Source organism: Cryobacterium breve (assembly GCF_004402375.1).
Lineage (GTDB): Bacteria > Actinomycetota > Actinomycetes > Actinomycetales > Microbacteriaceae > Cryobacterium > Cryobacterium breve.
In genome coordinates, this window is record NZ_SOGJ01000015.1 from 189,892 (window position 1) to 213,441 (window position 23,550).

General features: G+C 69.0%; 16 protein-coding genes and 1 pseudogene. 7 read left to right on the plus strand and 10 right to left on the minus strand.

What is annotated here, in order from left to right:
• Positions 1–14: 14 nt before the first annotated feature.
• From E3O65_RS06735 to E3O65_RS06745, 3 genes are read right to left on the minus strand one after another with little or no spacing between them, the layout of a single operon-like run.
• Complete coding sequence (locus tag E3O65_RS06735) at positions 15–1,181, minus strand: Mrp/NBP35 family ATP-binding protein (protein ID WP_241985850.1); 1,167 nt, start codon at positions 1,179–1,181, stop codon at positions 15–17.
• Complete coding sequence (locus E3O65_RS06740) at positions 1,174–1,764, minus strand: DUF1003 domain-containing protein (protein WP_134362961.1); 591 nt, start codon at positions 1,762–1,764, stop codon at positions 1,174–1,176. Before E3O65_RS06740 ends, E3O65_RS06735 begins: the two co-directional genes overlap by 8 nt.
• Complete coding sequence (locus E3O65_RS06745; RefSeq protein WP_134362962.1) at positions 1,751–3,082, minus strand: magnesium transporter MgtE N-terminal domain-containing protein; 1,332 nt, start codon at positions 3,080–3,082, stop codon at positions 1,751–1,753. The genes E3O65_RS06740 and E3O65_RS06745 overlap by 14 nt, the downstream gene beginning before the upstream one ends.
• Positions 3,083–3,136: 54 nt before the next feature.
• Here E3O65_RS06745 and E3O65_RS06750 point away from each other — a divergent pair, with 54 nt between their 5' ends.
• The gene (locus E3O65_RS06750) at positions 3,137–3,709 is read left to right on the plus strand and encodes a YflT domain-containing protein (protein ID WP_134362963.1); all 573 of its coding nucleotides are present in this window, start codon (positions 3,137–3,139) and stop codon (positions 3,707–3,709) included.
• A gap of 116 nt (positions 3,710–3,825) precedes the next feature.
• On the opposite strand, the gene E3O65_RS06755 is transcribed toward E3O65_RS06750, so the two are convergent.
• Positions 3,826–5,367 carry an aminopeptidase P family protein gene (locus tag E3O65_RS06755; protein ID WP_241985851.1) on the minus strand — a complete coding sequence of 514 codons (1,542 nt, stop codon included), beginning with the start codon at positions 5,365–5,367 and terminating at the stop codon, positions 3,826–3,828.
• 87 nt (positions 5,368–5,454) lie between these two features.
• Positions 5,455–6,486 carry an endonuclease/exonuclease/phosphatase family protein gene (locus tag E3O65_RS06760; RefSeq protein WP_134362965.1) on the minus strand — a complete coding sequence of 344 codons (1,032 nt, stop codon included), beginning with the start codon at positions 6,484–6,486 and terminating at the stop codon, positions 5,455–5,457.
• A gap of 74 nt (positions 6,487–6,560) precedes the next feature.
• On the opposite strand from E3O65_RS06760, the gene E3O65_RS06765 reads away from it, so the two are divergent.
• Complete coding sequence (locus tag E3O65_RS06765) at positions 6,561–7,430, plus strand: PHP domain-containing protein (RefSeq protein WP_134362966.1); 870 nt, start codon at positions 6,561–6,563, stop codon at positions 7,428–7,430.
• Between the two features lie 65 nt (positions 7,431–7,495).
• On the opposite strand, the gene E3O65_RS06770 is transcribed toward E3O65_RS06765, so the two are convergent.
• Both E3O65_RS06770 and E3O65_RS06775 read right to left on the minus strand, forming a co-directional pair.
• Entirely contained in the window at positions 7,496–9,550 is a 2,055-nt protein-coding gene (locus E3O65_RS06770; protein WP_134362967.1) for a glucose PTS transporter subunit IIA, read from the minus strand.
• A 236-nt stretch (positions 9,551–9,786) separates the two neighbouring features.
• Entirely contained in the window at positions 9,787–11,286 is a 1,500-nt protein-coding gene (locus E3O65_RS06775) for a DEAD/DEAH box helicase (protein ID WP_134362968.1), read from the minus strand.
• Positions 11,287–11,487: 201 nt separating this feature from the next.
• On the opposite strand from E3O65_RS06775, the gene E3O65_RS06780 reads away from it, so the two are divergent.
• Positions 11,488–12,201 (plus strand): ferritin-like fold-containing protein, encoded by a 714-nt coding sequence (locus tag E3O65_RS06780; protein WP_134362969.1) that lies wholly within the window; start codon positions 11,488–11,490, stop codon positions 12,199–12,201.
• Positions 12,202–12,260: 59 nt separating this feature from the next.
• Here the strand turns inward: E3O65_RS06780 and E3O65_RS06785 are convergent, their stop codons facing one another.
• Together E3O65_RS06785 and E3O65_RS06790 are read right to left on the minus strand one after the other, a co-directional pair.
• Positions 12,261–12,569: a hypothetical protein gene (locus E3O65_RS06785; protein WP_134362970.1), complete on the minus strand. Its 309-nt coding sequence runs from the start codon at positions 12,567–12,569 to the stop codon at positions 12,261–12,263.
• A 6-nt stretch (positions 12,570–12,575) separates the two neighbouring features.
• Positions 12,576–12,800 (minus strand): DUF3107 domain-containing protein, encoded by a 225-nt coding sequence (locus E3O65_RS06790; protein WP_134362971.1) that lies wholly within the window; start codon positions 12,798–12,800, stop codon positions 12,576–12,578.
• Positions 12,801–12,898: 98 nt separating this feature from the next.
• On the opposite strand from E3O65_RS06790, the gene E3O65_RS06795 reads away from it, so the two are divergent.
• Together E3O65_RS06795 and E3O65_RS06800 are read left to right on the plus strand one after the other, a co-directional pair.
• Positions 12,899–16,273, plus strand: coding sequence for an ATP-dependent helicase (locus E3O65_RS06795; protein ID WP_198411700.1), 3,375 nt, complete (start codon positions 12,899–12,901; stop codon positions 16,271–16,273).
• Positions 16,270–19,722 carry an ATP-dependent DNA helicase gene (locus E3O65_RS06800; protein ID WP_134362972.1) on the plus strand — a complete coding sequence of 1,151 codons (3,453 nt, stop codon included), beginning with the start codon at positions 16,270–16,272 and terminating at the stop codon, positions 19,720–19,722. The genes E3O65_RS06795 and E3O65_RS06800 overlap by 4 nt, the downstream gene beginning before the upstream one ends.
• Before the next feature lie 284 nt (positions 19,723–20,006).
• On the opposite strand, the pseudogene E3O65_RS17590 reads toward E3O65_RS06800, so the two are convergent.
• Positions 20,007–20,768 (minus strand): annotated as a pseudogene (locus tag E3O65_RS17590) (phosphotransferase); the annotation flags it as partial.
• Between the two features lie 90 nt (positions 20,769–20,858).
• Here E3O65_RS17590 and nudC point away from each other — a divergent pair.
• Together nudC and E3O65_RS06815 are read left to right on the plus strand one after the other, a co-directional pair.
• Positions 20,859–21,827, plus strand: coding sequence for an NAD(+) diphosphatase (gene nudC, locus E3O65_RS06810; RefSeq protein ID WP_134362974.1), 969 nt, complete (start codon positions 20,859–20,861; stop codon positions 21,825–21,827).
• Positions 21,818–23,533, plus strand: a complete 1,716-nt coding sequence (locus E3O65_RS06815; RefSeq protein WP_134362975.1) for an ATP-dependent helicase — start codon at positions 21,818–21,820, stop codon at positions 23,531–23,533. Before nudC ends, E3O65_RS06815 begins: the two co-directional genes overlap by 10 nt.
• Positions 23,534–23,550: the final 17 nt, after the last annotated feature.

Consider the following 23,550-nt stretch of genomic DNA (forward strand, 5'->3'; position numbering starts at 1 on the left):
CAGGGGTGGCGGCGCTATTTTGGGGAGATGCCGAGGCTCATCCCGGAAAGGCCGCGTGCCCGGGTGGCGAGCCGGTCGGCGACCAGACGGATGGCCACGGCCGCCGGGTCTGCCGGGTCACCGCGCACCACGGGCACCCCTGAGTCCCCGCCGCTGCGGAGCGGCACGCTCAACGGAACCTGGGCGAGCAGCGGCACCGGGGCCTCCTGCCCGGCGCCCAGCCGGCGGGCGACCTCGGCCCCGCCCCCGGAGCCGAACAGCTCGAGCACCGTGCCGTCGGGCTGCACGATCCCGGCCATGTTCTCGATCACGCCGTAGATGGTCTGACCGGTCTGCCGAGCCACGACGCCGCTGCGTTCGGCGATGTCGGCTGCGGCCGGCTGCGGGGTGGTGACGACGATGACCTCGGCTTGAGGCAGCAGCTGCCCGACCGAGATGGCCACATCACCCGTGCCCGGCGGCAGGTCCAGCAGCAGGATGTCCAGGTCACCGAAATACACATCGGTAAGGAACTGGGTGATCGTGCGGTGCAGCATCGGCCCGCGCCAGGCGACCGCGACGGAGCCGTCCTCCACGAACATGCCGATCGAGATGACCTTCACGTCGAAGGCGATCGGCGGCAGGATCATCTCGCCGACCTGGGTCGGCTTGACCGCGGCGGACTTGCCCGTCTCGGGGTCGGGTGGGGTGACCAGGCCGAGGAGGCCGGGGATGGAGAACCCGTAGACATCCGCGTCGACGATGCCGACCCGCAGTCCGCGCTCGGCCAGGGCCACGGCCAGGTTCGCGGTGATCGTGGACTTGCCGACCCCGCCCTTGCCGCTCGTGATGGCGTAGACGCGGGTGAGAGAGTCGGGGCCGAACTGGTTACTGCGGGCTTCCGTACCGCCGCGCAGCTTCTCCGTCATCGCGCGGCGCTGCTCGCGGGTCATCACGTCGACGGAGACGGAGACGTTGCCCTGGCCGGCGACGGACTCGGCGGCGCGGAGCACATCGCGCTCGATCTGGCGGGCGGCCGGGCAGCCGGCGATGGTGAGGCGGATGCCCACCAGGGCGCGGCCGTCGACGATCTCCACCCCGGCGACCATGTCGAGGTCGGTGATCGGCTTGCGGATCTCCGGGTCGATCACCCGGGCCAGGGCGATGAGTACCTGAGCTGAGGTGACGAGCGGGTCAGTCACTGGGCGAACGTTCTTCACGGTCGCGGTCCCGCTCGCCCTTGCGGAGGCGTTTCCGGGTCTGCTTGTCCTGGTCTTCGCGCTCTTCCAGGTTCTCGAGCAGGGCACGCAGTTCGGACCGGAGGAAGTCGCGGGAGGCTAGGTCCTTCATACCGAGGCGCAGCGCCACCACCTCGCGAGCGAGGTATTCGGTGTCGGCCAGGTTACGTTCGGCACGCTGCCGGTCCTGTTCGAACTGCACCCGGTCGCGGTCGTCCTGGCGGTTCTGCGCCAGCAGGATCATCGGGGCCGCGTAGGAGGCCTGCATCGACAGAACCAGGGTCAGCGCGATGAAGCCGAGCGACACGGAGTCGAAGCGCCACTGTACCGGTGCGAGCGTGTTCCAGGCGATCCAGCTGACGGCGAAGAACGTCAGACCGAGCAGGAACCACGGCGTGCCCATGCCGCGCGCGATGGCCTCGGTGAACCGGCCGAAGCGGTCGCGGCTGGGGCGGTCACGGCTGCGCCGGCGCTTGCGGCCGAGGGCAGGGGTGCGCAGGCCCTTGGGGGAGTCGAGGCGGACATCCGATCGGTTAGCTCGGGCCATTGCCGGTCCTCCGTCCGTGGTGCAGCGGGATGCTTCCCGTGGTCAGTTCGGTGCGGGCCTCGGCCCGGCGGCGCACGTCGTCGTTTCCGTCATGGCTGCGCCAGTCGTCGGGCAGCAGAAAGTCGAGGACGTCGTCAACCGTCACCACGCCGACAAGTCGGTGGTTCTCGTCGACCACGGGAACGGAGACGAGGTCGTAGCTGGCGAGGATGCGGGTGACCTCCGCTGCCGAGGTGTCGGCGGTGACGGGATCGAGACCCTGGTCCAGCAGCGTGCCGAGCCGTTCGTGGGGCGGGTAGCGCAGCATCCGTTGGAAATGCACCATGCCGAGGAAGCGGCCGGTGGGCGGCTCGTAGGGCGGCAGGGTGACGCAGATGGCCGCGCCGAGCGCCGGCGCGAGGTCGTGGCGACGGATGAGCGCGAGCCCCTCCGCGACCGTGGCGTCGGCCGAGACGATGATCGGCTCGGTCGTCATCAGGCCGCCGGCGGTGTCCGGGGCGTAGGTGAGCAGGAAGCGCACGTCGTCCGCTTCCTCCGGCTCCATCAGGTCCAGCAGCTGTTCGCCGAGTTCCTCCGGCAGCTGGGCGATCAGGTCGGCGGCATCGTCGGGTTGCATGTGGTCGAGCACGTCGGCGGCGCGCGCGTCGCCGAGCCGGGTCAGGATGCTGACCTGCTCGCTTTCCGGCATCTCCTCGAGGGCATCGGCGAGGCGGCCGTCGGGGAGCTCGCCCGCAACTTCGTGCATGCGCTCCGGCGGCAGGTCGAGCAGGGTGTTCGCCAGGTCGGCGGGCTTGAGGTCGGAGTAGGTGGCGATGAGCTGCTCGGCCGACTGGGCCTGACCCTCGGTGGTCTGCTCGCGCACCCCTCCCCAGTCGGTGAAGGTCGTGGCGCCCTTCGCAAAGAGCGACAGGCTGGTCTTGGGACGGCGCACGAAGAGCTGGCTGATCGCCCAGCCGCCCTGCGGCAGCTCCTCGATCGAGACGTCCTCGATGGTCGCCTCACCGGAAGCGTCGTTGAAGACGACCGTGCGGCCGAGCATCTCGGCGATGACGCGCACCTCGCCGCCGCGCTGCTCGAAGCGGCGAACATTGATCAGGCCGGTGGTGATGATCTGGCCCGATCCGATGCTGGTGACGCGCCCGATGGACACGAAAACGCGTCGCTTGCCCGGGATCTCAACGATCAGGCCGACGACGAGGGGCGGGTCGTTTTTTCGATAGACCACCAGCACGTCGCGCACCTTTCCCACGCGGTCTCCCGCGGGGTCGAAAACGGTACACCCGGCCAAACGGGCAACGAAGACTCTGGTGGCAGACACAGTACAAATCTAGGCCACCTTCAGGGCAGATCGGTCCTGTGAAAGAATGGGCGCATGAGCAATCAGAGCCCCTTCGGCGGGCGCAGGGCCGCATTGTTCCCCGTTCTACCCAAAGGGGAGGTGCTCGCGACCTACGCCACCTATGGTGAGGCGCAGGAAGCCGTGGACACGCTGGCGAAGTCCGACTTCCCGGTGAAGCAGGTTTCGATCCTCGGGAATGACCTCAAGAGTGTCGAGCGGGTCACCGGGAAGCTCACCTGGGGGCGCGTTGCACTCGCCGGTGCGGCCTCTGGCGCATGGCTGGGCGTGTTCTTCGGACTGCTGTTCTTCATTTTCTCGCCCGACGGCGCCGGCCTGCCGTTCGTCTTCGCTGCGGTCATGATCGGCGCCGGGTTCGGCATGCTGTTCGGGGTGGTCAGTGCCGCGCTCAATCGCCGTCGCCGCGATTTCACATCCACCATGCAGGTGATTGCCAGCAACTATCAGGTGATCGTCGATGGCGCTCTCGTCAATCGCGCCCGCAATCTGCTCACCGGGCACGCGCAGGCCGATGTGGCGGTCCCGACCCCGCCGCATCCGTCGGAGCCGCCGCATGCCCAGGAGCCGCCCGCCGCGCCGCCTGCGTAACCGCTTCCGAGCTCACCCACGCTCCGCCTCCAAACGGCCGCGAGTGCGGGTAAATCGTCGGTATGAGTTGCTCAAACCGGCGATTCGCCCGCACTCGCGTGCGGGATTCTGGACCGTCAGGCGGTGAGTGCGGCGATCCAGGCCTCGACGGCCTCGGAGGTGCGGGGGATGCCGGCGGACAGGTTCTCGGGGCCGTCCGCGGTGATCAGGATGTCGTCTTCGATCCGCACGCCGATGCCGCGGTATTCCGCCGGCACGGTCAGGTCGTCGGGTTGGAAGTAGAGGCCGGGCTCGATGGTGAACACCATGCCGGGCTCGATCACGCCGTCCATGTACATCTCGCGCCGCGCCTGGGCGCAGTCGTGCACGTCGAGGCCGAGGTGGTGGCTGGTGCCGTGCACCATGTAGCGGCGGTGGTGGCCATTGTCGGGCAGAAGCGCCTCCTCGGCGGTGACGGGCAGCATGCCCCACGCGGCCGTGTGGTGCGCGATGACCGCCATCGCCGCGGCGTGCACGTCGCGGAACACCGCCCCGGGCACGGCCACCGCGAACGCCGCATCCGCTGCCTCGCGCACCGCGTCGTACACGCGGCGCTGTACGTCGGTGAAGGTGCCGTCCACCGGGAGGGTGCGCGTGATGTCGGCCGTGTAGTAGCTGTCGACCTCGACGCCGGCGTCGATCAGGATCAGATCGCCGGGCACGACGGCGCCGTCGTTGCGGGTCCAGTGCAGAATGCAGGCGTGGGGGCCGGATGCCGCGATCGTGTCGTAACCGACGGCGTTGCCATCCGAGCGGGCGCGGGTGTTGAACACGCCCTCGACCAGGCGTTCGCCGCGCTGGTGGGCGCTCGAGCGGGGGAGATCCCTGATGACGTCTTCGAAACCGCGCCCGGTGGCCGCGACCGCGAGGCGCATCTGGGCTATCTCATAGTCATCCTTGACCAGGCGCAGCTCCGACAGCCCGCGGGCGAACTGCTCGTCGGCGGCGTGGTCGCCGTTGACCTCGAGGCTGAAGGGAGAGTCGGACGCGTCGGTCGTGAGCACCTTCTCGGCCGCGAACCGCAAGCGGCCCTCGTCGACTTCGGTGGTGAAGATCGGGTCCGCTTCCCGGAGCACGAGAGTCTCGGTGTCGATGGTGTTCATGACGAGGGCCAGATCGGCGATGCCGCGCACCTGCAGCCCGAGGTCGCTGGCGACCTGCGCGATCGAAGGTCGTGGCCCGATCCAGAACTCACCGATATCGGGGTTGGCGTAGAACTCGTCCGAGTCGCGGCCGGCGCGCTCGCGGAAGTAGAGCGTGGCGTCGTGCCCGGTCGCGGTGGGCTCGAGCACGAGCACGGCGCCGGGCTCGGTGTCGCTGCCCCAGCCGGTCAGGTGGGCGAACGCGGAGTGGGCGCGGAAGGCGTAGTCGGTGTCATTGGAGCGCTGTTTGAGGCGGCCCGCCGGGATGATCAACCGCTGCCCGGGGTGGATCGCGGAGAGGCGGTCGCGGCGTGCACTCGCGAACGGCGCCTGCTCACGGGCCGGCGGCAGCGTCTCGGTGCGCTCGGCCCAATCGCTGGAGATGTATGCCTTGAATCCGGCTGAGCCGGGTGTGGTCGAGCGGTTCTCGTTCGATCGGGGAGCAGGGGTGATCGCTGTTTCGCTGGAATAGGCCATGGTCCATTGTCCCATTGACGCGCCCACGGCGTCTGTTCCGGCCCGGAGCGACCGGCGAAACTAGCTCGCCGTGGCCGAAACAGGCAGTTACCGGGCCGCGAGCGTGGCGACGATCGGGCGGTGGTCGCTGCCGGCGTCGTCCTCCGAGTCGATCACACTCATGCTCTGCACCTGCCAGTTCGGTGTGGCCAGCACGTGGTCGATCGGTGAGCCGAGAAGGGCCGGGGCGAAAGTCGGCCAGGTGCCGACGGCCCCCGATCCGGTCGCCAGGGCGGCATCCCGACAGTCTCCGAGAACGGCACCGGCGGTTGCCTCACGGCCGCTCAGGTGGTCGACCGTCGCGTTGAAATCCCCGGCCATGATCACGTTCTCGCCCGTGCACTGCTCGGCGAGCCAGTCCAGGTCGGAGCGCCAGTTGGACATCTCCCAACGGATGGGCGCCACGGCGTGCACCGCGATGATGGTCGGGCCCGTGCGGTCGGCGGGTGTCGCGACGACGGTCGGCAGCACGTTGGTGTTGCCGGGTGGGCCGGAGCCGGCCTCGTTGCTGACCGTGTAGTCGCCGAGGTCGGGGCTGATCAACAGGGTCGTGGAGCGCGCCTTGGAGATCTGGTCGAACGCGAGGGTATGCACCCACATCGGGCGTCCGGCGTCGCGCATGGCCTCCGCAACGGCTTCCCCGGTGGCCTCGGTGGTCTCCGGCAGGGCGACCACGTCGGCGTTCTGCTCGAGGGCGAGATCGGCGATGGCGGCGGCGCCGGGCTCGTCACCGAGCGTGTTCCAACTGAGCACAGTGACGGCATCCGTGGTCTCGGCGACGGGCGCCGAGGCAGGAGCGCCGACACCGCGGACGGCCAGGACGCCGGCGTTTCCCACGCCGAAGAGCAGGAGGAGCACGACCAGCCCGCCGGCCAGCCGACGGACCGGGCGGAACAGGACGTAGATCGGCAGGAGCAGGGCGATCAGGACGATCGACACGGCCACGGCAGTCCCGCGCAGGGAAACGGCGTGCGCGGCCACCCAGGTGTTCTGCAGGCCGAACAGCTGCGGCCAGCCCAGCACGAGCAGCACGGCGGCGGTCGCGCCGAGGAACAGGGTGCGGAGGAGTCGATTCAACATGTCCGACAACGCTAGACGACCTGGCTGGGAAGCCTTCGGCCGGGCCGGACCTACCGTCCAACTAGCATGGGGGAATGTCAGGTGCACGACGATTCAGAGATCCGATCGACCTGCACACCCATTCGAGCGTGTCGGACGGCACGGAAACCCCGTCCCAGCTCGTGCGGGCCGCCGTGGCTGCCGGCCTCGGCACGGTAGCGCTGACCGATCACGACTCCACGGCCGGCTGGGCCGAGGCGAGTGCCGCAGCCCGCGCCGCGGGCATCACCCTCATTCCCGGTATGGAATTCAGTACCCGGGTCGGCTACGCCAGCGTGCACCTCCTCGCGTACCTGTTCGATCCGTCCAACGCCGGCATCGTGGCCGAAACCGCCCGGGTGCGCCAGGCCCGGCTCGTGCGCGCCGAGCAGATGGTGGAACGCATCGGCGTGGACTACGCCCTCACCTGGGACGACGTGCTCGCACAGACCACACCGGATGCGACCGTCGGACGCCCGCACATCGCTGACGCCCTGGTGGCACGCGGCCTCGCACTCACCCGGAGTGAGGCGTTCGCCGGGATCCTGCACTGGGAGGCCGGCTACTATCAGCCGCACTATGCGCCCGACCCGCTCCGGGCCATCACACTCGTGCGGGCGGCCGGGGGAGTGCCGGTGATCGCCCACCCCGCGACGCGCGGGGTGGACGATGTCATCGCCGAGGCGCAGTTGGCGAAGCTGACCGATGCCGGCCTGTTCGGCCTCGAACTGGAACACCGGGAGAACAGGCCGGAGGCGAAGGCCCGCCTGTATGCGCTCGCAGAGAAGTACGGGCTTTTCGTGACCGGTTCCAGCGACTACCACGGCGAGGGCAAACCCAACCGCCTGGGCGAGAACACCACGGATCCCGAGGTGCTCGACCGCATCATCGAGCAGGGTGCGGGCTCACCGCCCATTTTCGGTTAGGTCGGCCTCCGACACGAAAAAAGGTGAGCAGAGGATTCTCTGCCCACCTTTCTTCTCGGTGTGTCCTACTTGGCGCCGACCGTGATGAGCGGGCTTCCGACCGTCACGTGTCCTGACGCCGCCTGGTCGACCGATCCGAACTTCTTGGGGTTCGTCACGAGCACCGGGGTGATCAGCGAGTAGCCGGCCGCCTCGATCACCGTGCGGTCGAAGGTCACCAGCGGGGTGCCAGCCTCGACCCGGTCGCCAGCGGCGACCTTGACGGCGAAGCCCTTGCCGGCCAGGTTCACGGTGTCGATGCCCACGTGAATGAGCAGTTCAACACCGTTGTCGAGCCGCAACCCGAAGGCGTGGCCGGTCGGCTGGGCAACGAGGACCTTGCCCGCACCAGGTGCGTACACGGTGTCCTCGGTCGGGTCGATTCCGACGCCGAGACCGACGATTCCCTTGCTGAAAACGGGGTCCGGAACGTCGGCCAGAGGAACGACGATGCCGGCGACGGGCGAACCGATCGTGGCCAGTACGGTGGCAACAGCGGTAGCTGTGCCTGTGCCGGTGCCGGTTCCGGTTCCTGCGATACCTGCGGTAACCGGGGCGGCGATGGTCGAGACAGGAGCTGCCTCCTCGGTCGCGACGGTTTCCGAAGCCTGAGCGGCGGCGAATTCCGCCTTCTGCTCTGGCGTCTTGTAACCGGAGAGGATCACGAGGATCATCGCGGTGAAGAAGGATGCGCCGACGGCACCCGCGTACAGCGGGATGTTGTCGAACGCGGGGATGGTCAACAGCGAGGTGAAGACGAATGCACTGGTCTTCACGCCGCCGCCCAGGCCGATGATGACGCCACCGACGAGGCAACCCACGAGCATCCGTGGGTAGATGCGCTTGAACCGCAGGTGGATGCCATAGAGCGACGGCTCAGAGATGCCACCCAGGAGACCGGCCGCGAGCGCGCCGGTGGCCGTCTGCTTCATCAGGCGGTCCTTTTCGCGAATGGAGAGGAACAGAACGCCTGCAGTGGCACCGAAGCACGCGAAGTTCCAGGCGCCCATGGGGCCCTGGATGAAGTCATAGCCGAGGGACTGGATGTTGAGCAGCATGATCGCATTGAGCGGCCAGTGCAGTCCGAGCGGAACCATGAACGGGTAGGCCAGCGGGATGACGACCGCGAAGATGAACGGCGAGAAGTCGTTGATCGACTTAAGGAAGTTGCCGAGTCCGGCGCCTCCGTAGACGCCCATCGGGCCGATCAGGAAGGCGGTCAGCGGGATCATGATCAGCATGCTGAGGAACGGCACGAAAATCAGCTGAACGCTCGCGGGGATGATCTTCTTCAGATACTTGGTCAGCAAGCCGAGCACGACCGCCATGAGCAGTGGCGGGAACACCTGCGAGCTGTAGTCGGTGACGGTCAGCGGAAGACCGAAGATCTGCACGACTGCTGCCTTGCCACCGAATACGGTCTCTGCGCCGTCGGTGAGTCCGAGAGCGTTGAAGCCGGGGAGCATGACGACGGCCATGATGCCGAAACCGACCCACGGGTCGGCACCGAGCCGCTTGGACGCGTTGTAGGCGACCATCAGCGGCAGGAAGACGAACACGCCCTGCCACATCAGGTTGATGAACTGCCAGGACGGGTCGAGTGTGACGCCCGGCGCGTTCCAGGACGGGATGACCTCAAGGGTCGCCATCAGGGCCATGAAGGTGATGAAGAGGGAAGCGCCGAGCAGGGCGCCGAGGATCGGGCGGAAGGAGTCCGAGAGGATCTCGAAGAACGTGTCCAGCCCGGAGAACTTTCCGCGCGGTCCCTTCGCGCGTTCCGCGGCCTTGACATCGGCGATGACGTCGCCTGTTTCGTGGTCGCCGGCGTGCTTCTTCATCCCGGGCAGCGCCATAATGTCGTTGTACACGGTCTCGACGGCCCCGCCGATGACAACCTGGTAGCGGTTGCCGGTCTGGGGAACTGCGCCGAGCACCACCGGCAGAGCCTCGACGGCCGCCTGGTCGATTCCCGATGCGTCCTTGAGGGTGAAGCGCAGCCGGGTGGCACAGTGCGTGAGGCCGACGACGTTCTCGGCCCCTCCAATACTATTAATTATGTCTGCAGCGGGTTGTGATGCCACCTGGATCTCCTTATGGTGTTCGCGCTTAACGTGTCATTCCCGCGTGGTGCAGGTCAGCGCGAACCCAGGGGCCGGCTGAGGCAATCGTGTCGATTTTCAATGATCGTTAGCAACGATAACGGTTTTTGACCACGATGGAATAAAAGTAATACTTTTTCTGTGCGTCGGCCCGTGTTCGGGCGGGCAAACGTAAAGCGCCCCCGCCGAAGCGGGGGCGCTTTCCGAGCGAGGCGGCCTTAGCTGGGAGTGCCGGCCTGCGGGGCGTGGCGGCGTGTGCGGCTCCGACGGCGCGGGGCGCTGTTGCCGTCGTGGTGCTCGGCTCCGCCGCCATCGTGCGTGCTGGCGGTCGTGCCGGCGGTCGGGGCATCCGGGTTGGTGGTCGGACTGACCCTGGTACGCGAGCGGGGCGGACGGCTGCCCGTCTGATCGCCGCTGTGGCCTGCGCCCGAGCGTGCGGAGTCGGAGCGACCGGCACCGCCGGTGCGGCCTGCGCCGCCCGTGCGGCCCGCGCCGCCCGTGCGCGCAGCCGAGGCGGCGGTCTCCCGGATCGGCGATGCGCGGAGGCGCCCCTTCGACCCGGCCGGAATGTTCAGGTCGGTGTACAGGTGCGGTGAGGACGAGTACGTCTCCATTGGAACCGGGGTGCCGAAGTCCAGCGCGTTGTTGATCAACGTCCACTTGTGCATGTCGTCCCAGTCGACGAATGTGACGGCGATGCCGGTCTTGCCTGCGCGGCCGGTGCGTCCCACGCGGTGAAGATAGGCCTTCTCGTCTTCGGGGATGGTGTGGTTGATCACGTGGGTGACGTCATCGACGTCGATGCCCCGAGCGGCGACATCCGTTGCGATCAGGATGTCCTTCTTGCCGGCCTTGAAGGATGCCATGGCACGCTCACGCTGTTCCTGGTTGAGGTCACCGTGCACGGCCGTGGCGTTGAAGCCGCGGTCGCCGAGTTCCTCGACCAGCTTGGCGGCGGCCCGCTTCGTGCGGGTGAAGATCACGGTCTTGCCGCGGCCCTCGGCCATCAGGATGCGTCCGATCACCTCGTCCTTGTCCATGTTGTGCGCGCGGTACACGAGGTGCTCGATGTTGGCCTGCATCAGGCCCTCATCGGGGTCGGTCGCACGGATGTGGATGGGCCGGTTCATGAATCGGCGCGCCAGGGCGACGATCGGGCCCGGCATGGTGGCCGAGAACAGCATCGTGTGGCGGGTGGACGGAGTCTGCGAGAAGAGCTTCTCGATGTCGGCGAGGAAGCCGAGGTCGAGCATCTTGTCGGCCTCGTCGAGCACCATCTCGCTCACGTTGGCGAGGCTGAGAAGGCGCTGGCTCGCGAGGTCGAGCAGGCGGCCGGGGGTGCCGACGACGATCTGCGCGCCGGCCTTGAGAGCCTCGATCTGGCCCTCGTAGGCCTTGCCGCCGTAGATGGAGACGACCTTGGTGTTGCGGTTGCTCGAGGCCGTCTCGAGGTCTTCAGAGACCTGCACGCACAGCTCGCGGGTCGGAACGACGACGAGAACCTGCACGCCCGGCGCGGGGTCGAGCCCCAAGCGCTGGATGATCGGAAGGCCGAAGCCGAGGGTCTTGCCGGTGCCGGTCTTGGCTTGGCCGATGATGTCCTGACCGCTCAGGGCGAGGGGGATGGTCTGAACCTGGATGGGGAAGGGCTCGATGATGCCTTTATCAGCGAGAGCCTGAACCATGTCTTGGTCGATATTGAGTTCGGAGAAAGTCACGAATTATTGCCTTGTCATTAGCTGGAAGCGGGATGCGCCCGTCTTTTGCTTCGGGCACCTGGCCACCGATCCATGCCGATGGCGTGGTCCCACCTTATCGGGCAGCCCTGTGAAGTGGCTTATACCGCACCGGAGCGTGCCGATACGCCCCGCGCAGCCGGAACCAGGCGCACGGGCGTGCCACTGTCCTAAGCTGGGCGTGTGATCAAGTGGACCGATCGGCGTGCACAGCGCGTGGAAACCCCCCGACTGTCGACGCGGGGAGAACGCCAGTCGACCACGAAAGTCGACATCGCCGGGTTCGCCCCTGAGCTTCTGACCTACCTCGGCCAAGCGGCGTACTTCCAACTCGGAATGTTCGAGAACATCGCCCGGGCGATCTCCATCGCCCCCGAACTGGACGCCAAGGAGGCGCTGAGCGCCGCCGCCGGCCGGGCCCTTGCGAAGCACCAGGGGCTGGTCGCCGAGATCCGTCGGCGTGGCGGTGAGCCGTCCGAGGTGATGGCTCCGTTCGCCCCCGGGCTCGACGCGTTCCGGCATCAGACGGCCGGCGCCGACTGGAACGAACTGCTGCTCAGCTGCTATCTCGCGGGCGGACTGCTCGACGACTTCTTCATCCGTCTGTCCGATGGCCTGCCCGGCGACGTGGGCCCGCGGGTGGCGCACCTCCTGGGCCAGGATGCCGGCACCGATGTGCTTATCACCCACCTGAGGGCCGCCATTCGTTCCGACGCCGCGCTCGGTTCCCACCTTGCCCTGTGGGGGCGCCGACTGGTCGGTGACACGTTGCTGGTGGCCCGCTCGGCGCTGCCGATGGAGACTCACACCAGCGACCAGTCGCGCATCGAGCCGGTCTTCACCGAGATCATCGCCGCGCATACGCGACGCATGGACGGCCTCGGCCTGACGGCCTGACCGCCACGGCCGTGGGCGGCGGCGGACGATGCCGAGGCCAGAGCCGCCGCCGACACAGATCAGGCGCGGGTCGGGTGCCCCTCGCGCAGCAGGGCGTGCAGCATCCGCTCGTCGCCTGCGGCGCGCGTGCGCCCCAACGTGAGGTCAGCGGCGCCGGATGCCAGCGCGGTCACCCCGAGGGTGATCCACCAGATCCAGCCGTCGTTCCAAGCCAGGCCGGCCCAGGTCAACGCGACCCAGACGACGGATGCGACCAGGGTGCCGATGGCCGGCACGAGGACCGCTCCGTGCGTCTGGCGCCCGGGCAGGGAGTAGCGCGCGGCGAGCCCCAGAACCGCACCACCCAGGGCGATGAAGAGGAGTTCCATGGGAGGTTAGGCGACGAAGCCGACGCGGCGGGACTCCTCGGAGCCCAGCTCCACGTACGCGAGCCCGATGGTCGGGACGATGTAGACCTTGCCCTTGCTGTCGGAGAGCTTCAGATACCCGGTCTGCCCGGCGAGAGCGGCAGCGACCGTTTCCTCGACTTCGTTCGCGGGCTGTGAGGTCTCGAAGCCAATCTCACGGGGAGAATTGAAGATGCCAATGCGGATATCCACCAGATGCGCCTTTCGTTGCCTAAGCGCCCAGATTACGACAGAACCGCGCACGGGCCGGACACCGTTCACTGTCGGCGCAACCCGCTAGCTTTGAAAACGTGACTGTCCTGGGAATCCCGCTCCGTACCGACCCCGACTCGGTCGTCCTCGACGACTCCCAGCGCGCCGTGCTGCGCCTGGTCGCCGAGCCTGGCAGGCCTGACAATCCGGAACGGAGCGCGCCGTCCGTGAGTGCCGCCGTGATCGGCGCACCGGGCACTGGCAAGACCACCACCCTGGTCGAAATCGTGGCCGAGTGCGTGCTGAATCAGGGGTACTCGCCCAGCGAGGTCCTGGTGCTGGTGCCCACCCGCACGGGTGCGACAGCCCTCCGTGATCGGCTGGCGTTGCGCCTGGGCGTGCCCACCAACGGCGCGCTGGCCCGCACCGCGAACTCCATCGCCTTTCAGATTGTGCGGGACGCCGTGGCCCGCACGGGTGGCGTGGCCCCCACCCTGCTCACCGGTGGCGAGCAAGACCAGATCATCGCCGAGCTGCTCGAAGGGCACCGGCAGGACCAGGTCGAGGCCCAGCAGGGTGGGGCGCAGGCCGCCGCACCGAATTGGCCCGACACGCTGGGCGCCGACGTGCGGGGTTTGCGCGGCTTCCGCACGCAACTGCGCGACCTGATGATGCGCGCCGTCGAGTACGGCGTGACCCCGGAGGCGCTCGCGGCCCTCGGCCACAGCGAGCAGCGCCCCGAATGGGTGGCTGCGGCCGAGTTCATCCGCGGCTACGAAGATGTGAAAGACCAGTCGCGTCCCGGCCAGTACGACTCCACCGAGCTTGCCCAATTCGCCGCGGCCATCGTGGCGGGAGCCCCGGCCGGCACTGCTGCGCTCGGCTCGCTCGGCGGGCTGCGCCTGATCGTGCTCGATGACGCGCAGGAGCTCACCCAGGCCAATCTCACGCTGCTCGCGCAGTTTGCGGCCCGCGGCGTGGGCGTCATCGCCTTCGGGGACCCCGATATCAGCACCGGTTCCTTCCATGGCGCCCACCCGGACGCCCTGGGCCGGCTGGGCGCCTACCTGTCCGTCGGCGTGCTACCCACTCTGGTGCTCGGCACGGTGCACCGGCACGACGCGGCCATCCGCGGTGTGGTGCGCGAGATCACGCACCGGATCGGCGCGGCATCTGCCGGCACCCAACGCTTTGCCGCCAGCGCGGCCGCCGAGCCTGGCGTGCCCGGGGCGAGTGGCGGGCCTGCGAAGCCTGGCGTGCCTGCGGAGCCCGAGGAGCCCGAGTCGAATCCCGTGCAGGCCATGCTCGCCGACAGCCCCGCCGACCAGCTCGCGGTGATCGCCCGCCGGTTGCGGGAACGGCACGTGATCGGCGGCGTCCCCTGGGGGCAGATGGCTGTCGTCGTGCGCAGCGGCTCGCTCGTGCCCGCCCTGTCCAAGGGCCTGGCCGCCCTCGAGGTGCCAACCCAGGTGTCGTCGGCCCAGACCGCACTGCGAGACGAATTCGCGGTGCGCGCGTTCATCCTCGCGCTCGAGGTAACTCTGGGCCGCAAGCCGCTGGGCCCCGAGGAAGCGACTCTGCTGCTCCGCGGCCCGCTCGGCGGCCTCGACCCGATCACCCTGCGCCGTCTGCGGGCCGCACTGCGTCAACAGGAGCTCAGCAAACAAGAACAGGATCAGGAGCTCAGCCAACAGGAGCTCAGCCGACAAGACCTGGAGCCGGGCAGTCCGCGGCCTATCACCGCCCGCAGCCGCACCGCCGACGAGCTCCTGGTAGAGGCCCTTGTCAATCCAGGCCTGTTGGCGGCCATCGACAACCGCACGGCCCGCCGGGCCGCCAGCTGCGGCGAGAGCCTCAGGAGCGCCGCCGTCGAATACGCGGCCGGTGCCACCATCGAGGAATTGCTCTGGGGCCTCTGGCAGCGCAGTGGCCTCGCCCGCGAGTGGCAGGAGCAGTCGAGTGGCACGGGCATCGTCGCGGACGAGGCCAACCACAACCTCGATGCCGTGGTGGCACTCTTCTCCGCAGCGCAGCGCTACGTGGAGCGTACCCCGGCAGCCCCGCCGGTGCTGTTCCTCGAACACCTGGTCGACACCGACGTGCCCGAGGACACCCTCGCACCCCGGGCGCTCGGCGACGCGGTCGTCGTGTCCACCCCGAGTGGCCTGATCGCCCGCGAATTCGAGGTTGTCGTCATCGCCGGAGTGCAGGAGAACGTGTGGCCCGACCTGCGCATCCGTGGTTCGTTGCTCGGGGCAGGCGACCTGGCCGTGCTCGCCGCGGGCCACGACCTGGAGGAGGCGTCGGCGCGCACCGCGGTGCTGCACGACGAGCTGCGCATGTTTGCCCAGGCGGCCAGCCGTGCCCGCACCGAACTGCTGGTGACGGCCATCGACAACGAGGAGAACCAGCCGTCGGTCTTCTTCCGGCTGCTGCCGGAGCGTCCGTCCGCCTCCGCATCCGAGCCCGGCGACACCAGCCGGTACCCGCTGTCCCTGCGTGGGCTGGTGGGCAGGCTCCGCCGCGATCTCACCCGCGGCACAGCGACCGCCCGCGGCGGCGACGAGATCGCGAGCCGGGCAACGGATGCCGCAGCGACCCTGGCCCGCCTGGCCCGGGAAAACGTGGCCGGCGCCGCCCCCGAACAGTGGTACGGGCTCAACGAACCCAGCACCGTGCGCCCGCTCAACGACTCGGAGGCCGGCGACGCCCCGGTGCGGGTCTCGCCGTCGCGCATGGCGGCGTTTGAAACCTGTCCGCTGCACTGGGTGATCGGGCAGGTGGGCGGCGGGACCTCCAGCACCGCCGCGAACCTCGGCACGATCATCCACAAGGTGATGGAGGATTCCACCGACCGTAGCCCCGACGCGCTCTGGCAGGGCGTCGAGGCGCGCTGGAACGAGCTGCAGTTCGACGCCGACTGGCAGTCCCGGGTGCAGAAGGTCGAGGCGCGCGCGCTGACCGACCGGCTTGCGTCCTACCTGCTCGACTTCGAGCGCGGCGGCGGCAGCCTGCTCAGCGCGGAGGGCACCTTCCAACTCGACGTCGACGGCGCCGTACTCTCGGGCACGGTCGACCGGGTCGAGCGGCTGGGCGACGGGCGGGCAGTCATCGTCGACCTGAAGACCGGGCGCGGCGACCCCACCAGCGACGCCGGGGTGACCCTGCATCCGCAGCTCGGCGCCTACCAACTCGCGTTCAGCGAGGGGGCGATCGAGGGCATCCCCGCCGACACTCCGCTCGCGGGCGCGCGCCTGCTGATCGTGTCCAGCGGCACCGTCAAGCAGAACTACCGAAACCCCACCCAGCCCACCTTCACACCCGAGGAGCTCGCGGCCTTCCGCACCCGGGTCGGCGAAGACGCCGCCGGGATGGGCGGCGCCACCTTCCTCGCCGAGATCAGTTCCCACTGCCTCGACCCGCGCTCGCACGGGTCTTGCCGAATCCACGTTATCAAGCAGGTCAGCTCATGAATCAGCCCGTCACCCCCACGCCCGATGCCGCCCCAGAGATACCGTCGATCTCGGCCCTGCAGATCGCCGCGGCACTCGGAATGTTTCCGCCGACAGACGAGCAGCGGGCCGTGATCGAGGCGCCGCTGGCCCCCACCCTCGTGGTGGCAGGCGCGGGCAGCGGCAAGACCGAGACCATGGCCAACCGGGTGCTCTGGCTGCTCGCGAACGGGCACGCCCGGCCCGACCAGATCCTCGGCCTCACCTTCACCCGCAAGGCCGCCGGCGAACTCTCCGAGCGCATCCGTGACCGCATCGAGCAACTCGACGCGAAGGGACTGCTGCCGAAGCCGCCCGCGCCGGTGGCAGGAGCCGTCACGATCGACTCTGCCGACTTGTTCGACGCGCCCACGGTGTCCACGTACAACTCTTTCGCCAGCCGACTGTTCACCGACAACGCCCTGCTTCTGGGGCGGGAGCCCGAATCGGTGCTGCTCAGCGAGACCAGCGCCTGGCTGCTGGCCCGCCGAGTGGTCATCGAACATGGTGACAGCCGCCTCGTGCCCTTCGGCAAGAACGTCGACGCGGTGACGGATGCCGTGCTCGCCTTCAGTCGATCCCTCGCCGAGAACCCCCCGCGTTTCGTTCCCGGCGAACCGAATGCGCCGCACGACCTGACCGGCCTCGCCGCCGGCTTCGCCTACCTGCAGGACCTGCCCTACGGCAACCCGCGCAAGAAGATTCCGTATGCCTCCGTCGTCGAGTCCCTCGCTGCGGTCGCGCCGCTGCCCGTGCTGCTCGAGCTCGCCGATCGCTACAGCAGCGAGAAGCGTCGCCTCGGACTGATCGAGTTCTCCGACCAGGTAGCCCTCGCTCTGCAGGTCTGCCAGAAGGTGGAGCTGGTCGTCACCCGCTACCGCGACCAGTACCGGGTGGTACTGCTCGACGAATACCAGGACACCTCCGTGCTGCAGACCGAACTGCTGCACACCCTCTTCGGCCGGCACCCCGTGATGGCCGTCGGTGACCCGCACCAGTCCATCTACGGCTGGCGCGGCGCCAGTTCGGCCAATCTGCTGGGCTTCGCGCAGAGCTTCGCCGGTCTGTCCAACCGGCAGTCGCCGTCGATGAGCCTGTCCTACACCTGGCGCAACCCGGCCGCCGTGCTCGACGCCGCGAACGCGCTGGTGGCACCGCTGAGCGACGCGCTCCGGATCCGGCCCGACGGCATCCAGGTCGACACCCTCAAGGTTCCGGCCGGCAAGGCCGCCGGGCAGGTCGAGGCGGCGATGCACGAGACCATCGCCGAGGAGGCACGGGCTGTGGCGGACTGGTTCGCCGAGCGCCTCACCTCCGGCAGCGAGTGGTCTGGCGCGATGCTCTTCCGGGCGAGGCGGGAGATGGAATTCTTCGCCGAGGTTCTGCGGGAACGCGGCGTGCGCGCCCACGTGCTCGGCCTCGGCGGGCTGCTCTCCACCCCGGAAGTCACCGACGTGGTCTGCGTGCTCCGGGTCGTGCACGATCCTGCCGCCGGCAGTGAACTGGTGCGGCTGCTCAGCAGCGGGCGCTACCGGGTGGGTCCGCGTGACCTGCAGCACCTCGCCTCGGTGGCGCGCTGGCTGGCGGCACACGACTGGGCCCAGCAGGCGGTGACGCGAGAACTCAAGGAAAAGATGCGGGCATCCGTCGCCGTCGACGAGGGCGCATCGCTCGTCGATGCGCTCGATTTCGTGGCCGCGGCTCCCGAGACGCACGGGCAGCTCACTGGCTTCAGCCACGCCGGCCGCGATCGGCTGCGGGCGGCCGGTCGCCAGCTGGCGTGGCTGCGGGCACGGGCAGGCCTGCCGCTGCTCGACTTTGTGCGGCTGATCGAGCAGGAACTCCTCCTTGACGTGGAACTCGTCGCCAACGAGGCCAACACGCTGGGCCTGGCGAACCTCTATGCCTTCCACGACACCGTCTCCGCTTTCCTGTCCAGCGACGAGGTGGGCAGCCTGGGGAGCTTCCTGCGCTGGCTCGGCCGGGCCGAACGCGCCGACGACATGGGTCCGCGGGTCGAGATGGGCGAAACGGGCACAGTGCAACTGCTCACCATCCACGGGGCCAAGGGACTTGAATGGGACTATGTGGCCATTCCCAATCTCACCGAGAAGAGCCTGCCCGCGCAGACTCGTGAAGGCGCCGGCTGGGTGAAGTTCGGCGAGCTGCCCTATCCGTTCCGCGGCGACCGGGCCGAGTTGCCCGAGCTGGCTTGGCGCGAGCATGAAACCCAGTTGTCCTACGACGCCGAATTCCAGGCCTACAAGGAGCAGCTCGCCGCCCGCCACGATGACGAGGAGCGCCGCCTGATCTACGTGGCCACGACGCGGGCCAAGCGGGAACTGCTGCTCACCGGCTCATACTGGGGCGGCGGAAGCACCGTGCGCACCCCCAGCCGGTACCTCGAGGAACTCGCCGGATCCGGCCTGATCGCCCCGCTGCCGGCCGGCAGCGAGCACGACGAGAAGCCCGACACCGGTGCGGGCGTCGACGAGCACTGGCCGTTCGACCCCCTCGGCGCCCGGCGCCCCCTCGTGGAGGCCGCCGCCGCCCGCGTGCGCGCCGAGGCCGTCAACGAACGCGACACCCGCTGGTCTCACTTCGTCACTCTGCTGCTCCGTGAACGGATGCTGCGCCTCGCCGGATCGGGCGACGCCCCGCTGCCCACGCGCATCCCGGCCTCCCGGTTCAAGGACTACATCGACGACCCGGCCGGGGTCACCGCCGCGCTGCGCCGCCCCATGCCCGAACGGCCATACCGGGCAACCCGGCTGGGCACCCTGTTCCACTCCTGGGTGGAACACCGTGCCGGCGGTGCGACGGGCGGAGACCTGATCGACGCGGGCCCCAACGAACTGGACCTCGGTGACGAGGGCGCCGACGCGTTCGACCTCGACCTCGACCAGAACCAGCCGCTGGAACAGGCGCAGCTCGAACGGCTGCAACGCACCTTCGAACAGTCACCGTGGGGGGCCCTGCAACCCGAGGAGGTGGAGATCGAGATCCACCACGTGCTGGCCGGGCAGGTTTTCGTTTGCAAACTCGACGCGGTCTACCGCACTGAAACGGGCTACCAGGTCGTCGATTGGAAAACGGGCCGGGCACCCGAGGACTCCGCCGACCTCGAGCTCAAGCAGACCCAGCTCGCCCTGTATCGGCTCGCCTTCGCGCGCTGGAAGGGCATCGACCCGGAGATCGTCGATGCCGTGTTCTACTTCGTCGCGGACGACACGATCGTCGCCCCGGACCGGCTCTACTCCGAAGACGACCTGGTGCGGGCCTGGTCGTCGGTTCGATCGACCGCGGTGTCGCCGGCGCCAACGCCGAAAACGGTGTCGATCGCCCCCGTGCTGACATCGTCACTCGATCCCGATCCCGATCCCGTCGCGTCGTCGTCGTCGAATTCACCGCCGAACTCCGACAGATTGTAGGCATCGGTGTGCATGGCCCCGCCCGTGTCGCGGCGCGGGATGCCGCGCGGGGTGGCCGCGAGCATGCTCTCCACCCCGGCGACGTCGAGAATGGGGCCGGTGGGCGGTGACAGGGGATGCGACGCGCTCCGGTGCACGGTGTCGACCAGTCCGTCGAGCATGCCCACGGCGTCGTCGACAATGCCCTGGTTGCGGGTGTCCGTGCCGTGCAGCAGCCAGCGGGCCAGTTCCAGCTCGGCGTAGAGCATGGCGCGCTGCGTGATCCGCGGATCGTTGCCCTGGCGGGCAGACGCGTAGGACGCCACGGCGGTCTCGCCGGCCGCACCGCGGGACGCGAGCAGCCAGTGCAGGTCGCGGGCCGGGTCGCCGACGCTGAGGGCAGACCAGCCGAGAACCGCCGAGACGGAGTCGTCGGTGATCAGGACCGAGTCGGCCGAGAGAGACCCATGCACCACGCAGGGCGCGAACTGCCAGAGGGTGTCGTCGTCGGTGGCCTGTTCCCAGCGGCGCAGCAACGCGGCGGGCAGGTAACCGGTGGCGGCCGCCCGATCGATCAGGGCGATGGTGCCGGTGCGGCATTCCTGGGCACTCTGCTGGGGAAGGCCGGCGGTGCCGACGAAGGCGGTGGGCAGGCCGTGCACCGCGGCGATGGCGCGTCCGATGGAGCCGGAGACGCCCGCGTGGCCGGTGAGGGCATCCACATCGAACGAATCGCCCGACAGGAACTCGTAGACGACGGCCCGGGTGCCGCCGAGCGGAGCCTGGCCGACGAACTGCGGCACGTCGAAGGGGAGTCGGCTGCGATTGCCGACCGTGAGGGCACGCAGGGCCACGAGATCGGCGGACTGCTCCGTCTCTGCAGCCTGAGACAGGGGAACCCTGATGATCAGGGCCCGGTTGTCGCGGTCGATCAAGAGCGCGGAATCGAACGCGCCGACGGCTCCGGGACTGCGCGCCGCGGACCCGTGCAGGCGTACCTGGACGACGTCGAGGTCCGGAACGGCGGCAGTGGCCAGCGCGGCTAGAGTGAGAGGGGATCTGACCATACCTTCTAGGTTAGGTCGACTTCCCCTCGGCGCGGTCGTTCGCCACGCCTCGACACAACTTCGGCAGTTTGCCTGAGCCCGAGGAGCACCATGTCGTTTGCCTTCACTTCCCGTCTGCCGCTTTCCCGCCACGCGGTCGACCGCGACAGCGAGGCCCGGTCCACGCCCGGTCTGATCGACGCACTCCTGGCGGAAGCCGGCACCCGCGTGCTGGCGCTGTGGCAGGGCTCGGCCCTGATGGAGGCCGAGGCCCCCGCCCGCCTGCGCCTCCTCGCACCCGGCCAGATTCCCGCCGCCGACTTCCGTCTCTACCTCGGCCGGTCGCTGGCCCTCGACGCTCCCGAACCTGTGGGCACCGCCCTGGTCGCGGCCGCCTTGACCGACGAGCAGGCCACGGCGCTCGAACCCGACGAATCGCGCTGGGCGCCACTCCGCCACGTCGCGACCACCGTGTCCGACCGGGACGCGGGTCTGTTCACCGAGACGCTCGGCGTGGTGAACTGGCATGGTTCCCACGCCCACTGCCCCCGCTGCGGCGCCGCCACCCTGGTTGAGAATGCCGGCTGGACCCGCCGTTGCCCCGACTGCGGCGGCCAGGTCTTTCCGCGCACCGACCCGGCCGTGATCGTGCTGATCACCGACGCCGACGACCGCATTCTGCTCGGCTCGAACGCCCTCTGGGAGGGCAACCGTTATTCTCTCCTGGCCGGCTTCGTCGAACCGGGGGAGTCCCTTGAGGCGGCCGTCATCCGGGAGATGTTCGAGGAATCCGGCCTGCGGGTGACCGACCCGGTCTACCTCGGCTCGCAGCCCTGGCCATTCCCGGCATCCATCATGTTCGGCTTCACGGCACGGCTCGCCGACGGGCAGAAGCCGGAGGCCCTCTTGCCCGACGGTGAGGAGATCCTCGACCTGCGCTGGTTCAGCCGCGACGAGTTGAGGGCCTCCGGCGACTCGATCATCCTGCCCGGCCGCTCCTCGATCGCCCGGGCGATAATCGAGCACTGGCTTGGCGAACCCCTCGACTTCGGTCCCGACGAGGTGCACGGATGGCGCTGACCGCCGGTTCTCTGCTGGCCGGCCTCGACGACCAGCAGCGGGTGGCTGCCGAGGCTCTCGTGGGCCCGGTGTGCATGCTCGCCGGCGCCGGTACCGGCAAGACCCGTGCCATCACCCACCGCATCGCCTACGGCGTGATGACGGGCGCGTACTCGCCGAGCCGGGTGATGGCCCTTACATTCACGGCACGCGCCGCCGCGGAGTTGCGCGGCCGGCTGCGATTGCTCGGCGCCGGTGGTGTCGCCGCCCGCACATTCCACTCGGCGGCCCTGTCACAACTGAACTATTTCTGGCCGCACGTCGTGGGCGGCCAGGCGCCCCGCATCCTCGACGGCAAGGGCCGTCTGCTCGGCCACGCCGCCGAGACCCTGAAACTCAAGCTCGACACGGCCACCCTGCGTGACCTGGCCGCCGAGATCGAGTGGCGCAAGACATCCGGAATCGGCATCGAGGCGTACGGGGCCGGCATCGCCAAGCGCAGCCTGCCCGGCCGGCTCACGGTGGACCAGGTCCTGGCCATGATGGAGTCCTACGAGCGGCTCAAGGATGACCGCAAGCAGATCGACTTCGAAGACGTGCTCCTGGCGATGGCCGGCATGATCGAGGCCGAGCCGTCCGTCGCCCTGCAGGTGCGTGAGCAGTACCGGTTCTTCGTCGTGGACGAATATCAGGACGTCTCCCCCCTCCAGCACGACCTGCTCTCGCTGTGGCTGGGCGAGCGTCGCGACCTCTGCGTGGTCGGCGACGCCAGCCAGACCATCTACTCCTTCGCGGGCGCCCGCAGCGACTACCTGCTCGACTTCCCCAAGCGTTGGGAGGACGCCACGGTCGTGCGCCTCGAACAGAACTATCGGTCGACGGGGCCTATCGTCGCCACCGCCAACCAGCTCATGCGCGGTCGTGCTGGCGCCCTCACCCTGAGGGCCCACGCCGGCTCGCAGGGCGCCGAACCCGCCGTGCGCGAGTACCCGAACGATATGGCGGAGGCCCGAGGGGTCGCCCAGAACATCGTCGAACTGATCGAGGCCGGCACCCGGCCGGAGGACATCGCCGTGCTGTTCCGCGTGAATGTGCAGGCCGCCTTCCTCGAAACCGCCCTCGGCGACGTGGGGGTGAGCTACCAGATTCGCGGGTCCAAGCGCTTCTTCGACCTTGCCGAGGTCAAGCAGGCGGTGATGCAGCTGCGCGCGGCATCCGTTTCGATCATCGGCGAACCGCTGTTCAAATCGGTCAGCGACGTGCTGCGCTCGCTCGGCTGGAGCCAGAGCGCGCCGGAGGCGCAGGGCGCGGTGCGCGACCGCTGGGAGTCGCTCAACGCGATCATGGGTCTGGTCGACCAGGCCCCGCCGGACACCACGTTCCGCCAGTTCACCGACGAGTTGATGGAGCGCCAGGCCGGCCAGCACGAACCGACGGTGTCCGCGGTCACCCTGGCGACGCTGCACTCCGCGAAGGGACTCGAATGGGACGCCGTCTTCCTGATCGGGCTGTCCGAGGGGCTGGTGCCGATCAGCTACGCGGGCACGTTCGAGCAGATCGATGAGGAGCGGCGCCTGCTCTACGTGGGCGTCACCCGCGCGCGCAAACGGCTGTCCCTCAGCTGGTCGGCAACAGGGCACCAGCAGCGCAGCCCGCGCGAGCGCTCCCGATTCCTCGCCGAGATCGGCGCCCGCGGCGTGCGCGCCCCCGGCGTCCGCGGAGCCTGAGACGGAGAACGGGTAGC

Coding starts and splice junctions, on each gene's coding strand:
- nudC (WP_134362974.1), top strand. CDS start 20,859: ATGTCGTTTGCCTTCACTTCCCGTCTGCCGCTTTCCCGCCACGCGGTC.
- E3O65_RS06750 (WP_134362963.1), top strand. CDS start 3,137: ATGAGCAATCAGAGCCCCTTCGGCGGGCGCAGGGCCGCATTGTTCCCC.
- E3O65_RS06760 (WP_134362965.1), bottom strand. CDS start 6,486: ATGTTGAATCGACTCCTCCGCACCCTGTTCCTCGGCGCGACCGCCGCC.
- E3O65_RS06755 (WP_241985851.1), bottom strand. CDS start 5,367: ATGGCCTATTCCAGCGAAACAGCGATCACCCCTGCTCCCCGATCGAAC.
- E3O65_RS06800 (WP_134362972.1), top strand. CDS start 16,270: ATGAATCAGCCCGTCACCCCCACGCCCGATGCCGCCCCAGAGATACCG.
- E3O65_RS06785 (WP_134362970.1), bottom strand. CDS start 12,569: ATGGAACTCCTCTTCATCGCCCTGGGTGGTGCGGTTCTGGGGCTCGCC.
- E3O65_RS06815 (WP_134362975.1), top strand. CDS start 21,818: ATGGCGCTGACCGCCGGTTCTCTGCTGGCCGGCCTCGACGACCAGCAG.
- E3O65_RS06740 (WP_134362961.1), bottom strand. CDS start 1,764: ATGGCCCGAGCTAACCGATCGGATGTCCGCCTCGACTCCCCCAAGGGC.
- E3O65_RS06765 (WP_134362966.1), top strand. CDS start 6,561: ATGTCAGGTGCACGACGATTCAGAGATCCGATCGACCTGCACACCCAT.